Below are 15,853 nucleotides of genomic sequence, written 5' to 3'. Positions count from 1 at the left end.
GGGTACGCATGGACCGTGGCGGAATGAATCGACGCGATTTTCTCAAGCTGGCCGGAGGGGCCGCGGGGCTGGCCGCCGCCTCGGGGTCGATCCCGGCGTTTGCCAAGGCCGCACCCGCGCCGCATCCGAAGGGCGGCGCCGTCGTGGGGGCCGCGTCGGGGCCGGGCGTCGCCGCCAATGTGCGTCGCGCGATCGCGGCCGTCGGCGGCATCGGCGCCTTCGTCTCGCGCGGCGACGTCGTCGTACTCAAGCCCAACATCGGCTGGGACCGCAAGCCCGAGCAGGCCGCCGACACCGACCCGGAGCTGGTCGTCGCCGTCGCCGAGCTGTGTCTTTCCGCAGGGGCAAAGTCGGTGCGCGTCTTTGACCGCACCTGCAACGAGCCGCGACGCTGCTACGTCAACAGCGGCATCCAGGATGCCGTCGAGAGATTTGCCGCCAAGTCGGGCGCCGGGCGGAGCGTGCAGATCTACCACGTCGAGGATCGCAAGTTCGTCCGCACCGTCATCCCCGGAGCGACGGCGATGAAGGAATGGGAACTCTACCGGGACGCGCTCGAGGCCGACAAGATCATCAACCTCCCCGTCGCCAAGCACCACTCGCTGGCGGGCATCACGCTCGGGCTGAAAAACATGATGGGCATCATGGGCGGCAACCGCGGGCAGCTTCACTTCAACCTGGCCGACTGCCTGGTCGATCTCCAGCGGCGCATCCCCGCCCGCCTGACCGTGATCGACGCCACGCGCGTGCTGCTCCGGAACGGTCCGTCCGGGGGCAACCTGGCCGACGTCAAGGCGTTCAACACCGTGTTCGCCTCGGGGAACGCGCTGGCGGCCGATCTCGCCGCCGCCGACCGGATCTTCGGCTTCAAGGCGGCCGACGTGGCCCACCTCAAGAAGGCGCTCGATTCCGGCCTCTGGTTTTCGTCCCCCTCCGCCTGGCGGATCGCCGAGGGATGAAGCTGCGTGTCCTGACGGTTCTCGCGCTGGCGCTTACTTTCGCTGCCTGTGCGCATGTCCCGAAAGGCGGGCCGTCGGTTCCCTCCGTCGTCGTCATCGAGAAAGACACCGAATGGCACGGCGACGTCCGCGTCGACGGCATCGTCCACGTCCGCAAGGGGGCGACGCTGACGCTTGCCCCCGGGACGCGGGTTTTGTTCGAGCCGCGCACGTACGCGGCGGGCGAGGAGCACGAAGGGTTCGTCGGGGGCGGATTCAAGATCGAAGGTCGCGTGGTCGCCGCCGGGACCGAAGACGCGCCCATCCTGTTTTCCCCGTCCGGCGGCAAGGCCTTCGCCGGGGGATGGGACAAGCTGCTGTTCACGTTCAGCACGGGCAGTCGGTTCGAATGGTGCATCTTCGAGGGCGCCCGCTACGCCTTCCACACCCATTTCTCGGAGCTCTCCGTCTCGCACTGCACGTTCCGGGACAACGAGGAAGGGATGCGGATGGGCAACTCGAAAGTGCGCATCGAAGACTCGGTCTTCACGTGCAACGAGATCCGAGGCATCAACTTCCGCGATTGCCGCAACGAGATCCGGCGCAACCTGGTCTACGGGAACGGCGACGGGATCTTCCTGCACTCGAAGGACAGTGCATCCCTCATCCGCGAAAACGCGATCTACGCCAACCGCCGCTTCAACCTGCGGCTGGGCGACCTCCACGCCGAGGACATCGATGCCGGCGGCAACTGGTGGGGCACCCGCAATGAAGAATCCGCCCGCACGAAAATCTACGACGGGGGCAGCCTTCCGGGGATCGGCCGGGCGAAGCTTGCGCCGATGCTCGCGCTTCCGCCCGCAACCGGCGCAGAGATTCGCGGCGTCTTCGTCCGGGGGCAGTCGCCGGTTCCCGGCGCCGAAGTCCGTGCGCTGGCGTCGCCCGCCGACGGGCTTTTCCCCGACGATTTCGCCGCGAGCGCCGTCACCGACGCGGACGGCCTCTATCGCCTCCCCGTACCGCCCGGACGCTGGTTCGTGTCGGGCCGCAAGGGGACAGGTCCCGGGTCGCTGTTCGCTTTTCCGGGACGCAACCCGGTCACGGTCGAGGCGGGGGAGCGCGCCGTCCTTGCCTTGCCCGCCATCCTGGCGCCGGCCGGCAAGACTGTGCGCGCTGCCGCCGCGAATCGGTCCGGGTTTCTCGTGCGCGTCACGCTCGACGGCATTCCCGTCGCCGGAGCCACCGTCCAGGCCTTCCGTCCCGATTCCCCCGACTTCCGGGGGCCCGGGGAGGCGTCGGCGCTGACCGGCGCCACGGGTGCGGCGCTGCTGGTCCTCCGCCCGGGGAAATACCTGCCCGCCGCCCGGAAGCGTCCCGGCGGCGCCGTCATCGGCGTGGTCGAGGAGGGAGGGCTGTTCGGCGTCTGGCCCGATGCTCCGGTCGAGGTCGTGGCATCGACCGTGACCGATCTCGAGATTCCGCTTTTCGAGAAGCGCGGTTACCTCGGCCAGGAGGAGGCATCCGGAAATCCCGAGGCTTCCGCCGAGGGAAACCTCCTCTCCGGGACCGCCTCCCTCGGCGGTTCTCCGGCCGAGGGGTACATCGTCTATTTCTATCGTCCCGGAGAGACGATCGGACGTCCGCTGGCGCGTTCGTCGGTCGTTTCCGCGCAGGGCGCGTTTTCCGTGTCGCAGGCGGGGGAGGGCGAGTTCGCGGCGTTCCTGCGCAAGTCCGTCCCCGGCGTCCCCGGCGGCGTAGGGGAAGAACGCATCGGCCCCGTCGTGGTCCAGGCCCGGGGAGGCCGCCTCACGCCGGCCGTGCTCCGGTTCGCCCCCGCCGTGAACTGATGCGCTTCCGCGTCGTCGCCGCGTCGCTGGCGTTGCCGGCACTGCTCTTCGTCTCCGCGGCATCCCGCGCGGCAGAGGCGCCCGGCGTCGGCCCGGCGGGGCGAACCCTTTCCGGAAAATTGTCGGGGGAGACGCGCGTCTCGGGAGAGGTCCATGTCACCGACGACGTGATGGTGCTTCCCGGTGCGACGCTGTCCGCGGCGCCCGGAACGGTCTTCCTGTTCGACCGGAGCGATTCCACCAAGGTCGATCCCGAATATTTCTACGGGGGCGTCGAGATCGTCGTTCGGGGCACGCTCGCGGCCGACAACGCCGCTTTCCGCTTTCCGGGGCGCACCGGCGGGATCGTGGTCGACGGCGGCCGCGCCCTGTTTTCCGGCGGTGCGATCACCGGCGCCGAAGCGGGGTTGACGGTGCTGGCTGGCGGAGAGGCCGCCGTCTCCGGCCGTCTGTCCGTGGGCGACTGCCGCACCGGCGTCGCGCTCTTCCCCGGCGGGCGGCTCCGGACCGAACCGGCCGGAATGCTCCGGGCCGCCGGCAACGGCGTGGGATTCGTCCGCTTTGCGGGCGCCGGCCCGGCCCCCGCATCCTTCGTGTCCGAGGGAAACGAGGAGGCCGACGCCGTCGCGTGGGATCCCGACGTCGCGCCGCCGCCCCCGGTTTCCTTTGCCGTCCCCCGGCCGCCGTCGACTGCCGCCCGGATGAGCGACACGTTCATCGACCACGACCGGACGCTCTCGGGCGACATCGTCGTCGACGGGGTCATCCGGGTTGCGCCGGGAACGACGCTGACGCTTTTGCCCGGCACCCGCCTTTTCTTCACTTTCCGCGACACGGACGGCGACGGCATCGGCGAGAACGGCCTGTTTCTCCAGGGCAACCTGGCTGCGCGCGGCACGAAAGAGAAGCCGATCGGCTTTTTCCCGTCCGAGGGCGACACCCGGGGGCTGTGGGATTCGATCAGCTTCATGGCGAGCGACCAGGGCGAGAACGTGCTCGAACACGTCGATGTGGCCGGGAGCTATCGGGGGCTGCACGCCCACTTCAGCAGGTTATCGGCCACCGACATCCGCATCTTCCGCTGCTGCCGGGGCTTGCAGTTCCAGGAATCCGAGGTGTCGCTGGCCCGGATCTCGGTCGATGAGGTCCAAAGCGCCATGCGCGGGCGCGACGCCACGGTCCGCATCGACGGGCTGTCGGTCCGCGACGCGGTCTCCGGCGTCAACCTGTTCCGGAGCGCCGTGTCGCTGGCGAAGGTCGAGATGCGCGACACCGGGTGGTACGGCATCCGGCTCCGCGACAGCCGCGCGAGCTTCGGGCCGGGACGCTTCTCGCGGATGTACGTCCCGCTGTCGGTCCAGGAAGGGACCGCGCGGATCACCGGGGTGTCGGTCGACGATTCCGGGCTCGCCGCGTTCTCGCTGCTCGAAGGCGATGTTACAATGGAGTCATTCCGTTCGTCGGGAAGCCGGGTCGACGGGATCAGCGCCTCGAAGGGGAGCGTGGTCCTTTCTGGCGGCGAGATCGCCGGCTACGGGCGCAACGCGGTCCACCTGTCCGGTCCGGCAGCGGTCGTCCTGAAGGGCACGAAGATCGGGTCCCCCAAGGGGACAACAAATATTCCGGTTCACGATGGCAAGGTCGTGCCGGGTCTGGGAATCGTCCGGGTTGAGTAGAGTATCCAAAGCCGTATTCGCGTTGCTTCTGCTGGGAACCGTGCTGGTCTCGGCAAAGGCCCTTCTTCGCCCTCCGCAGCCCCCCTTGCGGATCGGCTTCCAGGTGTGCAACTCGCTCGAGGAGAACCAGGCGCGCTTCGAGGTGCTCGGGGCCTGGCTCGAGAAGGAGCTCGGCCGCAAGGTCGTCGTATCCCACGTCAACACCACCGATTTCGTCGAGATGGCCAGGCAGAAGCGGTTCGATGCCGTCCAGGCCAACGGCTACATCTATGTCAACGTCAAGGAGAAGGTCGGCTGCACGCTGCTCGCGCGCGAGGAAAAGCTCGACACGGGGCGCGATACCGGCGGGCTCATCGTGGTCCGCTCCGATTCCCCCGCCCGCACGCTGGCCGACCTGGCCGGCAAGAAGATCGTCTTCGGGCCCGTCCTTTCGCCCGGCGGATACCTGACGCAGTACGACACGCTGCTCTCCGCGGGGCTCGATCCCGAGAAACTGTTCGGCAGCTACACCTTCCTGCCCGGCGCCTGGCAGCACGAGAAAGTGGTCTATTCGATCCTCTACGGGGCGGTCGACGCCGGCGCGGTCAAGGTGGGCGACCTCGAACGGATGTCGGCCGAGGGCAAGGTGCGGATGTCCGATTTCCGCGTGCTCGCGAAATCCCCGCCCGTTCCCAACTGCACCTTCTTCGCCCTGCCGCAGCTCGACCCCAAAGAGGCCAACCGGCTCCGGGAAGCGTTGCTCCGGCTGTCGCCCGGCGATTTCGCTGAAGTAAAAGGCGAGCGTCTCAACGTATTAAAGAGGGATGGGGTTCGCGGTTATTCCCCCACGCGCGACGAAGAATTCGACGTTCTCAGGCGGATGGCCCGTCGCGCCAACCTGCCCCCCTACGAAAAATTCTGAAAGACGGCGAGGCGATAGACGTGTTGCACGGGCGTAAATTGACGGGACTGACGGCGGTGCTGGCCGTCCTGTCGCTGGCCGGGGCGGGGCGCGTGGCCGCGATCGGCCGTTTTTCGCTTTCCGTCGACGGCGACTCTGCCTGCAGGACGCAGGATGCCGGGTTTTCGCAATCGCTTCTGTCGAAGGCGCGGGAAGCGGAAGCGCGGGGGGACGTCGGCGCGGCGCTGTCGCAATATCGGGCGGCCGTCGTGGCCGACACGCGGCTGGCCGACCGGACCGACACCCGCTACCTGGGCAGCGCGTTCGAGCGCCGGCTCGACGCCTGGGTCAAGGATCTCAAGGCGGGACGCCTCCATGCCGGGCCGGCGGCGCTCTCCGATGCCTCCTTCCTGTTCCGGCGCATCTACGGGGGCTGCGGATGATCCGGCGGCTGCTGGTCTATCCGGAGGAGGCGTGGTCGCTGGCGGTCGTGGGCGCCCTGTTCGGGCTGGCGGCCGCGACGCTGACGCTTCTCGGGAACCCCGCATCCAGCGGGCTGTGCGCCTCCTGCTTCCTCGTCAACGTCGCCGGAAGCATCGGGCTTCACGCGCGCGCTGCGCAAAGCTACCTGCGTCCAGAGCTGCTCGGCATCGTGCTGGGCGCCTTCTTCGCGGCATTCTCCACGAAGGAATTCCGGGTCGGCGGCGGCTCGTCGACGCTGCTCCATTTCGTCGGCGGCGCCTTCATCCTGCTGGGCTGCGAGGTCTTCATCGGCTGCCCGATCAAGGCGTTGCTTCGCACGGCGAGCGGGGGGGTGGCCGGTTTGACGGGCCTCGCGGGCCTTACGGGCGGCGTGCTCCTGGCGGTCCTGTTCCTGAGAGACGGCTTTTCCCTGTCGTCCCGGCGTGCGTTGCCGGAACCGCTCGGTTTCGCCATTCCTGTGGCGGCGTTCGCGCTGCTCGCGATGGCGGTCTACGGCGCCGGGCAGGCGCTGCCCGGCGGTACCTCGCACGCCCCTTTCGCGATCTCGCTGGCCGCGGGGCTGTTCTTCGGCGCGGCCGGGCAGCGAAGCCGCTTCTGCGTCACGGGATCGTTGCGCAATGCGGCACTCCTGCGCGATTTCCGGGAAGGGGCGGGCACCGTCGCCTTCCTCGGGGCCGTGCTGGCGTTCAACCTCGCGGGCGGCACGTTCGTCCCGACGCTGGCGTTCGAGGCGGGGGCGCACACCGACCTGACCTGGGCGTTCCTCGCGCTGGCGATGGTCGGCTTCGGCGCGACGCTGATCGCGGGCTGCCCGTTCAGGCAGCTGGTACGCGCCGCGACGGGCGATCTCGATGCCGCGGCGGCCGTGGCGGGCATGCTCCTGGCGGCGGGATTATCGGTCCGCCTCGGCATCGGCTCCTCTCCTGCCGGCGTGACCGACGCGGGCAAACTGACGGTGCTGCTGGGCTGGGCGCTCTTCCTGGCCGTGGCGGCGTTCAAGCGAAAGGCAGCGTAAACGCGATGGCAGCAGCACTTCTCGAACTGGGCAAGGATTTCCTCGTCGAGCTGTGGCACGTCTTCCCCTATTTCCTGGTGGGCGTGTTCGTCGGCGCCGTCATCCGCACCTTCCGGCTCCACGTCCGGATGCGCGACACGCTCGGCAATTTCGGCGTCTGGGCGATTCCCGGCGCGATCCTGATCGCCATCATCTCGCCCCTGTGCTCCTGTGGCACCATCCCCATCTTCGTGTCGCTCGTCTCCTCGGGCGTCCCGCTGGCGCCCGCCATGACGCTGCTCATCATCTCGCCCCTGATGAGCCCGAGCGGCTACTCGATCACCGCGGGCTACCTGGGCCTGCCCTGGGCCAACCTCAAGGTGTTCTCGGCACTCTTCCTGGGCGCCTTCGCGGGAACGATCACCTGGTGGCTCGAACGGATCGGCTGGTTCGGCCCCCCCGGCGAGCAGCTCCGCCTCAAAGGCAAGATCGACATCCACGCGGCCGACTGCCCCGGCGAGCTGTCTTGCACCTGCGGCGACCAGTGGAGCAACCGGCTTGCGCGAAAGGGGCATGGGCAATTCGTCATCTTCCTGGCCAAGGCATGGGAACTGACGCTCAAGACCGGCAAGTTCACCCTTATCGGCGTGTTCATCGCGACGCTGGCCGAGAACTACCTCCCGTGGCAATGGATCTCCGGCTACCTGGGCGACGGGTCGCTCCGGAACGTGCTGCTCGTATCGTTTCTCTCGGTCCCGATCCACGTCAACGAGATCACGGCCGCGGCGATCCTCTACAGCCTGCCGCTGATGGCGAAGGGGCCCGCCCTGGCATTCCTGATCGGCGGGCCGGTCACCTCGATCCCCGCGATGTCGGTGCTTTTCACGATGTGCCGCCGCCGCGTCGTCGTCGCGTTCCTGCTGATCTCGCTCTCGGCGACGCTGATCCTGTCGATGGGGTTCCAGGAGCTCGTCGACCGCTACCCGTCGGTCAAGGCCCGTTTCGAATTCAGCGAGAACAGGGGGAAATGATGCGGCCCGAACGCAATCCCGCGATCGTCTGGCGGCTCGAGAAGAAGAACTACGACGCGGCGTGGGATGCGGCGCGCAACGACGAGGACGATTTCGAGGACCAGGGCGTGCTCACCCTCATGATCAAGGGGGGCATCCACCAGCTCAACCTGGTCGGCGCCGAGATCTGGACCCGCATCGACGGCGTGAAGGACGACGCGGCGATCGCGGCCGAGATGGCCGAGCTGTTCGGTTGGGAGCCCGCCGAGACGATCGAGGCGGTGCAGGCGTTCCTCGAAGGCATCGCCTCCCGCGGCTGGGTGACGCTCTCGTGACGCTCACCCACCTGGCATCGCCCGTCACCGTCAACTGGGGCATCACGGCCCGCTGCAACTTCGTCTGCAGCCACTGCTTCTCGCGGCTCGACCAGGCGCCCGAGCTGTCTTCCGAAGACGCCCGCCGCGTGGTCGACATCCTCGCCGACCACTCGGTCATGTTCCTCAACTACGGCACCGGCGAGCCGCTGCTCCGGAAGGACCTTTTCGAGCTGACGGCCTACGCGACGGGCAAGGGGCTGAAAGTGACGATGAACAGCAACGGCTCGCTGATCGACGCGGCGGCGGCCGACCGGATCCGCGACGCGGGCTTCCATGGCGTTGGCATCAGCATCGACTCGGCCGACCCCGCCACGCACGACGCGTTCCGCCGCATGCCGGGCAGCTTCGACAAGGCGGTGCGCGCCGCCCGTCTGCTCCGCGAGCGGGGGGTCCCCCTTTCGATCTCTTCGGTCATTTGCAAGATCAACCATACCGGCTTCCCCGCGCTCGTGGCGCTGGCGCGCGAGCTGGGCGCCCACACGATCGACCTGCACAATTTCAAGTGCTCGGGGATGGGGGGCCTCAACAAGGACCAGCTCGACCTCTCTCCCGAAGAATGGAAAGCGTTCTACCAGGCGGCGGTGCCGATGCGCGAGACCGTGACCGACATCGACATCGCCTTCGACGATCCGATCCTGTCGCTGCTGGGCGCCGAGGACAAGGCGGCGCTGGTGGCAGGGTCGGTCTGCGGCAAGCTCTCGCTCTACGTCAAGCCCGACGGCGAGGTCACGCCATGCGGTTTCATCCCCGTTACCATCGGCCACATCCTCCGGGATGATTTCGGCGAGATGTGGGAATCGTCGCCGGTGCTCGACCACCTGCGCCACAAGTCGGCCACGGGAAAATGTTCCGGCTGCTCGAAGTTCTCCGCGTGCCTCGGCGGCTGCACCGCGCGCGCCCTCGCGGTTTACGGGTCCTACGAGGCGCCCGACCCGCACTGCTGGGCCGGGGACGAAGGCGGGGAATAAATTCCCCCGTTCGGATAGAATAAGGCAGATTATTCGAGGAGGGCCGAAGAGGGCGGGCGTGGAATTTGCTCTTCCCATACGCGTGAGGTGGGACATCGGTCCGGCGGGCGATTCTGCGAAGGCGTTGCGGATCGCCACCCGGATTCGCGACGTCGAGCCGCTTTTCGTCGAGCTGTCGGTCGACGATCCCCGGGCGCTTCCGATCCTTTCCCCGATCCTAGAAACGTTCTCCGGCGGGTTCACGCAGCTTTCGCTGACGCTCGGTCTGTTTCCCGGCGCGGCCGAGGCGGCGAGCGGCCTGTCATACGTCGAGACCGTGTGGCGGATCGTCGGCCTGTCTGACCTCGACCGGTTGCCCGCCGGCGCCGGATCGGCAGCCTTCGTTCCCGACGCCGAAACGATCGCGCGGCTTCCCGGCGTGCTCGACGCCTTTTCCCGAAGCGCTGCGAAAGCGCTCCACCTGCCCAACATCAACGCGGTGCGTGCGCTGGCCGATACCGGCCGAGTCCCGGTGCCTTCCCCGGCGCAGTACGCTTCGTTCGAAAAGGCGCTCGAAGCCGGGGAAACAGACCTCGGAACCCGCCGCCTGGTCGTCCACGACTATTTCTTGTGGCGCATATTGGCCCGGCACTTCCCGGGCAGCCTCGGTGAGCGGCTCGAGTTCGGCGGCTGCCAGGCGGGCGGCGCGCTGGCCTACGTCGATCCCGCCGGGGGGCTTTACCCCTGCGACGCCCTGCCGTTGCGGCTGGGCGACCTGTCCGGCGACGCCTCCTTCCGCGAGCTATGGGACGCCCCCGCCCGCATCGCCGCCGTTGCGGCGATCGGAGCGACCCCGACCGGATGCGCGGGATGCGAGGCGCTCCCGGCCTGCCGGGCCGGCTGCCGTGGGCTGTCGCTCGTCGCGAAAGGGACGCTCGACGCGCCCGACCCCGCCTGCCCCGGGCAGGTGAGGTCCCGATGACCTTCGACGACGATTCCGACCTCGCGCGCAAGGTCCAGAATGGTGACCGGGACGCCTTCGAGGCGCTGCTATCCCGCTATGAGCGGCCGATCCACGCGTTCGTCTTCCATTTCTTCCACGACCCTGCGCTTTGCCAGGACCTGACGCAGGAAACGTTCCTGCGAGCCTGGCGCTTCATCTCCTCCTTCCGGCTCGAGGAGAAGTTCTCGACCTGGCTCTACTCCATCGCCAAGAACCTCTGCATCGACGAGATGCGCCGACTCCAGAAGGGGGCCACCGTCGACATCGATGCGGTCGATCCCGAGCTGTTCACCGCCGATCCCAACGGAAGCGGCGACCCGTTGCGCACGACCATCCTCCTTCAGGAAGGGGATACCCTGCGGCGCGTCGTGGCCCGGCTGCCCGAAAAATACAGGACCTGCATCATTCTGTTTTATTTCAACGAGTTGACGTACGAGGAGATCTCGGCGGTGATGAAGGTTTCACTCAGCAACACCAAAATCCTGCTGTTTCGCGGCAAGAAGATGCTGCTGGATCTATATCACAAGGAAACATCGGGCAAAGGTGTAACAAGGGGCTGAAATCGCTTGTATTATTGAATGCAAGACGAGAGGGATAGTCCTTATGAAAACGAACGGATGCCAGAAATACGAAATATCGATGGCCCGTTACATCCACGGCGAGATCCTGCGCCAGGAGCGGGAGGCGCTCGAGCAGCATCTGGAGCAATGCGCCGCCTGCCGGGACCTCTACGCCGACGTCGCGGAAGCCGACCGTCTGATGCGGGCGTTGCCGGCATCAGATATCGCGCCGCCCCCCTGGCTCCATGCCCGCATCATGGCCCGCCTCGCCGATTTCCCGAAGTCGTCGCTGCTTTCCCGGTGGCGCGGTTGGGGCTGGTCGCTGGCCGCCACGTCGGCCGGGGCGATCGCCGCCGTCCTGATCATGCACGGCACCCAGGGGACCGTCCCATCCAGAACTGCGTCGGTGGCGCCCTCCACGGGGGCGGTTACCGCCACCCCGCCCGAGCCCGCCGCCGCTTTGCAGGTTCCCGTTCCCGTCCCCGCCCCGTCGAGGGCGCGCCCCGAGCCCGCTCCGCCGGTTACGGCTCCGACGGTCGTCGCGCAGGCCGAGACGCAGGCACATCCCCCCGTGGCGGTCGCCGTGCCCGAGCCCGTGGTCAAGATCATCCGCGAGGTTCACATCTACCTTTATAGCCCGACCGCGCAGCGCGTGGCCGTCACCGGCGATTTCAACGGATGGGACGCCAAGGGGGTTTCGCTCAAGCCCGTCGAAGGCAAGACGGGCATGTGGGAGACCGACCTCCAGCTGCAACCGGGTGCCTACGCCTACAACTTCATCGTCGACGGCGACCTGCTCGTGCCTGATCCCGATTCTCTCAATCAGGCCCCCGACGGCTTCGGAGGCACCAACTCCATCCTTCTCGTGAAGGATGGGGCCCGCTCGTGATCCCGTCTTCGGCGCTTCGGGCGGCCGCCGGCCGTCCCGGGGCGCTCTTCCTGCTCGTCCTCATCCTTCTGGCCCCGCTCTCGGTGTCCTCCGCCCAGAAGGTCGGCGTCGAAAAGATGTGCAAGGCGCACGGCATGGGCTCCGAGTCCGACCTGGCGCGCGTTCGCGAGGCCTACAACCGCGCGATCAAGGTCGGCATCCCCGAAGCGCAGCTCCAGCCGTTTGTCGAAGACATCCTCCTGCACAAGCTCGACTGTCCCCAGGTGGTCCGGGTCCTCGACGTGTCGGCCGACCTGCGCAAAAAAGGCCTTCCTTATTTCGTCGTGTTCAGCAAGGTGCGCGAGGGAATGGCCAAGGAAGCCCCTCCCGCGCTCGTGGTCGAGGCGGCCGAGAGCAAACTTAATTCTTTATCTGCATCGCGCGATGTTCTAGAATCGCTCAAAACGATGGGCTATCGTGTGCGCGATTTCCAGAACGCCGCGGTTGTCCTCTCGTCTTATATAGAAAAAGGGTACACGGGGCCCGATATCGTGACCCGGATCGGCACCAAGGGGATCCAGGGGGCAGGGTTTACCGCGCTGTCCGGATTAGTCGAAAAACCAGTGAGGCGGAAAGAGCGCTGACCTTGCAAAACAAAGCCCAACGATTTTCTCTGGCGGCAGGAACCATCCTGGCTGCGATACTGGTCGTTTATGCGGCATCCAGCGTTTACGCCGGCGTCGTCAACAGCCCCCACGATTTTTCCGTGGCCACCGGTTTGTCCACCAAATCTTCGACCATCGCGCCCGATGGCGTCTGTTCCGCTTGCCACATTCCGCACGGAGCCCAGGACAACGTCCTGTGGGCTCGCCCGCTCTCCGGCGGAGTGGTCAACGGGAACTCCTACGGCAACTATCGCACCCCGCTTACGCTCGACGGCAGCAGCAACAAGCCCAACTACCTGGTCGGCTTCACCCTTCAGTGCTACGACTGCCATGATTATCATTTCAGCGGGGGCATCGACGATTTCCCCGCGTTCAACAACTTCCAGTCCAGCCACAGGCCTCAGGACATCGCTTTCGGGTTCCAGACCAAGAAGCGTGATTCGACCATCACGACCGACTCATCTTTGACCATGAAGACAGATCCGCCCGTCGGTTCCTACTCCGGCTATTACGAAAATTCCCCGCCCTTCCCCAGCAATTACGGTGCAAATGCCTCGCTGACGCCGCGCACCGACAACACCATGCTGGCCAAGACCGGCGGCCACTATTTCAAGTCGGGCGACCCCGGCAGCGGGTTATACAAAGGCGACAAGCTGCCCTGCAGCGATTGCCACGATCCCCACAAATGGTACGAGAACACGACGACGGGCAGGCAGGCGTTTTTCAGCCCCCGCATCCAGTCTTCCGACGCGACACGTTGGTCCAACCTCTTCGGCTCGTCGCCTGTCACGGCCAGCACCTATATGGCCAATCCGCTCCAAAATGCCGTGATGTCCCGCAACGACGCCGGGAGCCGGAAGCTGTGCATCGTCTGCCACAGCACGACCGACGGGACCAGCCCGGTCACCTTCACCAATATCAACCTCAAATACAGCAATCCGACGCCCTACATTGTCCGTCCGCCCGCCGGCATCACCGAGCATGCCTCGGCATCTACCGTGGCCTGCGTTTCGTGCCACCAGCACAACATGATCGATGCGAGTTGTTCCATGTGCCACGGCTATCCGCCGAGCGACACGGCGACGGTCGCCTATCCGACATCGTTCACGCCTTTTCCGGCCCCCGGCGCCGATGTCGATTCGCACGCCCGTCACATCGGCAACAAGCAGAGCCTGCCCAAGGGCTCCAGCGGGCCTTACAACTTCGCCTGCGGCGTCTGCCACAACACGACCCTGCACCAAAACACCAAGGTGTCGATCACCATCCAGGGCGCCTGGACCAAAAACGGCGGCGTCTACGACAACACCAATTATTTCAACCCGGCTTTCCCCGGGCCGACCGGCGAGCTCGACAACTCCAGCGCAAGCGGCGGATGGGGGGGGCCGTCCCGTTCGGGCGGCAACTCCTGCAAGAACGTCTATTGCCATAGTGCCGGCCGCGTCCAGACCAGCATGGCGCTCGATTGCACCGTCGACTACCGGATTCCCGTCTGGCTGTCGGGCAAGATTCTCTGCAACGGATGCCACGGCTACGGCACGACAACGACGCCCAACCCCACTTACGGGACGCTCGATTTCGGCATGCCGAGTTACGTCAACGGGGGGGTTGCCTCGGGCAAGGCCAATTCCCATTACGCTCACGTCGTGAAGAACGGCATCGAGTGCACGACTTGCCATTTCGGCATCGTCACAGGCTCGGGCGCGACGCGCGCCATCATCGAGACGGCGGTGCCGACCGCCCACGTCAACGGATTGCGCGATATCGGCTTCGACACGGGGATCGTGACCGGGTCGCCAAACTACGACAACACCACCCAGACCTGCACCGTCAGCTGTCACGGGTCGGGCGCGCTCCGCTGGGGCCAGACCGGGCTCAGCTGCTTCTCGTGCCACAGCGGCATCGAGCCGGCATCGAAGCCGCAACCCAACGCGGGTTTCCCCAGCCCGGTCGACAACGTCCAGTACTTATCCACGGGTCACGGCCGGACCGCGGCGCTGGGCAATTATCCCCCGAACGCTTCTCCCGACCTGAATCCGCCGGCCCACTTCGACAATGTCGCCGGCGCCGTCCCCGACTGCTACGTTTGCCACGCGATGCTTTCCAGACATATCGGTCGCACCGCGAACGATCTCTCCAACGATCCTTACCGGCTCGGATCCGCCAGGACCTCTCCCGTGTCCACGGGCGGGCTCGGCAACTTCACCGGCCCGTTCGGCGACAACGTCGACACGCTGTGCCTCGGTTGCCACGGCAACGCCGCCCAGCGCGCCGGCCACGACAATCAGGCCAAGGGCACCCGCACCGTCGACGCCCAGACCCATGCAACCGGCATTTCCGGCACGAAGTACACTTGGCCGATCCCCGCCTGGAAATGCGTCGATTGCCACGATCCGCACGGCGACGCAAACTGGAAGATGCTCCGTTCGGCGATCAACGCGCCCAGGACCCAGACCGACACGCAGGCCGGAAGCGACAAGCTCGGGACCCCGCTGCGTACGACCGGCCTCGACTGCGTCGTCTTCCAGAGCGTGGCCGGGCAGGGCCCCGCCAGCTATGCCTCCTCGCCGTCCACGGGCCAGGGCATCTGCGAGATCTGTCACAACCAGACCTTTACCTATCGCAGGGGAGGAGCGGGGGCCCAGAACGGGCACCCCACGACGCGCTGCTCGCAGTGCCACACCCACCCCGCCGGCTTCAAGGGCGCCAGCTGCAAGGGATGCCACGGCGGCGACGACGGCACCGGCCTGGTGATCAACAACGCGCCGAACATCGCGAAATACTGGCTGACCAGCGGCCACGGCAAATATTCCACGAGCTTGCCGTTGGCGGTCAATCCGATCCAGTGCGAGGATTGCCACGATATCAGCTATCTCTCCGGCGCCGATCACAAGACCAGCGGCGCGGCCGGCCTGACCGATCCTCCCACGAACACCAACACGCTCATGTGGCCCTCGAAGTCGGGTACCGCCGACACCAGCCCGACTAAGAACACTTCGCACCTGAAGTCGTCGTTCTTCCCGGTTTCCCCCACCCGGAAGATGGATTATGCCTTGGCGTTCGACGCGAAGTGCGGTTCCCTGGGCGTCGGTTGCCACACCTGGACCTACCCGACGTCGCACGTCGGGCACGCGCACCCGAATACCACGGTTTCCCCATACGACAACGTCCTGACCTTCGGAAGGCCGCACGCCAACACCCCGCCGGCCCCGAAGCTCTATTCCTGGTACCCGGTGATCGGCGCCGCGCCCGACTACCTGAACCGTTTCTACGAGACACCGGCTGTCTGGCTCATACAAGACCTGACCACCAACGCCGACAACGTGGTCTATGGCGACAACGGGGCCGGCTATGGGACCTGCATCACGTGCCACGATCCGCACGGGAGCAACGCCCCGATCAACGTCATCGGGGCAACGACCAACAAAATGATGCGGGGCGATATCGGCTCATCGACCCAGTCGTTTTTCTGCAACACCGCGTGTCACGGCAACTGACGGAGGTTTTATCCAAATGATGCTTCGGCATGAGGGGCTCCGGCTCCTGTTCGCCCTCGCCGCGCTTGCGCTCGTTTCCTGCGCGCAGGTCCCGGTCAAGGAAGGCGCGCC

14 protein-coding genes are annotated in these 15,853 nt (G+C 66.5%); all 14 read left to right on the top strand.

Annotated features, from left to right (window positions below):
- Nucleotides 1-8: 8 nt before the first annotated feature.
- Genes VGK27_09135 through VGK27_09070 form a run of 14 tightly spaced genes read left to right on the top strand, consistent with a single transcriptional unit; the run spans nucleotide 9 to nucleotide 15,742 of the window.
- Nucleotides 9-959, top strand: coding sequence for a DUF362 domain-containing protein (locus VGK27_09135; protein ID HEY3490268.1), 951 nt, complete (start codon nucleotides 9-11; stop codon nucleotides 957-959).
- Nucleotides 956-2,785 (top strand): NosD domain-containing protein, encoded by a 1,830-nt coding sequence (locus tag VGK27_09130; GenBank protein HEY3490267.1) that lies wholly within the window; start codon nucleotides 956-958, stop codon nucleotides 2,783-2,785. The genes VGK27_09135 and VGK27_09130 overlap by 4 nt, the downstream gene beginning before the upstream one ends.
- A complete protein-coding gene (locus tag VGK27_09125; protein ID HEY3490266.1) occupies nucleotides 2,785-4,461 on the top strand; it encodes a hypothetical protein in 1,677 nt (558 codons plus the stop codon). Before VGK27_09130 ends, VGK27_09125 begins: the two co-directional genes overlap by 1 nt.
- The gene (locus tag VGK27_09120; protein HEY3490265.1) at nucleotides 4,454-5,362 is read left to right on the top strand and encodes a phosphate/phosphite/phosphonate ABC transporter substrate-binding protein; all 909 of its coding nucleotides are present in this window, start codon (nucleotides 4,454-4,456) and stop codon (nucleotides 5,360-5,362) included. Before VGK27_09125 ends, VGK27_09120 begins: the two co-directional genes overlap by 8 nt.
- Nucleotides 5,363-5,400: 38 nt before the next feature.
- Complete coding sequence (locus tag VGK27_09115) at nucleotides 5,401-5,784, top strand: hypothetical protein (GenBank protein HEY3490264.1); 384 nt, start codon at nucleotides 5,401-5,403, stop codon at nucleotides 5,782-5,784.
- On the top strand, nucleotides 5,781-6,839 hold the full coding sequence (gene yedE / locus VGK27_09110) for a YedE family putative selenium transporter (protein HEY3490263.1): 1,059 nt from the start codon (nucleotides 5,781-5,783) through the stop codon (nucleotides 6,837-6,839). The genes VGK27_09115 and yedE overlap by 4 nt, the downstream gene beginning before the upstream one ends.
- 5 nt (nucleotides 6,840-6,844) lie before the next feature.
- A complete protein-coding gene (locus VGK27_09105) occupies nucleotides 6,845-7,849 on the top strand; it encodes a permease (GenBank protein ID HEY3490262.1) in 1,005 nt (334 codons plus the stop codon).
- Nucleotides 7,846-8,163: a PqqD family protein gene (locus VGK27_09100; GenBank protein HEY3490261.1), complete on the top strand. Its 318-nt coding sequence runs from the start codon at nucleotides 7,846-7,848 to the stop codon at nucleotides 8,161-8,163. Before VGK27_09105 ends, VGK27_09100 begins: the two co-directional genes overlap by 4 nt.
- Nucleotides 8,160-9,173, top strand: a complete 1,014-nt coding sequence (locus VGK27_09095; protein ID HEY3490260.1) for a GeoRSP system radical SAM/SPASM protein — start codon at nucleotides 8,160-8,162, stop codon at nucleotides 9,171-9,173. Before VGK27_09100 ends, VGK27_09095 begins: the two co-directional genes overlap by 4 nt.
- 58 nt (nucleotides 9,174-9,231) lie before the next feature.
- Nucleotides 9,232-10,134 carry an SPASM domain-containing protein gene (locus VGK27_09090; protein ID HEY3490259.1) on the top strand — a complete coding sequence of 301 codons (903 nt, stop codon included), beginning with the start codon at nucleotides 9,232-9,234 and terminating at the stop codon, nucleotides 10,132-10,134.
- On the top strand, nucleotides 10,131-10,715 hold the full coding sequence (locus VGK27_09085) for a sigma-70 family RNA polymerase sigma factor (GenBank protein HEY3490258.1): 585 nt from the start codon (nucleotides 10,131-10,133) through the stop codon (nucleotides 10,713-10,715). Before VGK27_09090 ends, VGK27_09085 begins: the two co-directional genes overlap by 4 nt.
- Before the next feature lie 43 nt (nucleotides 10,716-10,758).
- Nucleotides 10,759-11,604, top strand: coding sequence for a zf-HC2 domain-containing protein (locus tag VGK27_09080; protein HEY3490257.1), 846 nt, complete (start codon nucleotides 10,759-10,761; stop codon nucleotides 11,602-11,604).
- Nucleotides 11,601-12,227 carry a hypothetical protein gene (locus tag VGK27_09075; protein ID HEY3490256.1) on the top strand — a complete coding sequence of 209 codons (627 nt, stop codon included), beginning with the start codon at nucleotides 11,601-11,603 and terminating at the stop codon, nucleotides 12,225-12,227. Before VGK27_09080 ends, VGK27_09075 begins: the two co-directional genes overlap by 4 nt.
- Before the next feature lie 2 nt (nucleotides 12,228-12,229).
- A complete protein-coding gene (locus VGK27_09070; protein ID HEY3490255.1) occupies nucleotides 12,230-15,742 on the top strand; it encodes a CxxxxCH/CxxCH domain-containing protein in 3,513 nt (1,170 codons plus the stop codon).
- Nucleotides 15,743-15,853 lie beyond the last annotated feature (111 nt).

The sequence above is a fragment of the Candidatus Deferrimicrobiaceae bacterium genome (genome assembly GCA_036504035.1).
Classification (GTDB): Bacteria; Desulfobacterota; Deferrimicrobia; order Deferrimicrobiales; family Deferrimicrobiaceae; genus JANXPS01.
The sequence above is the reverse complement of the archived record's forward strand: the minus strand, read 5'-3'. Positions and strand labels throughout refer to the sequence as shown.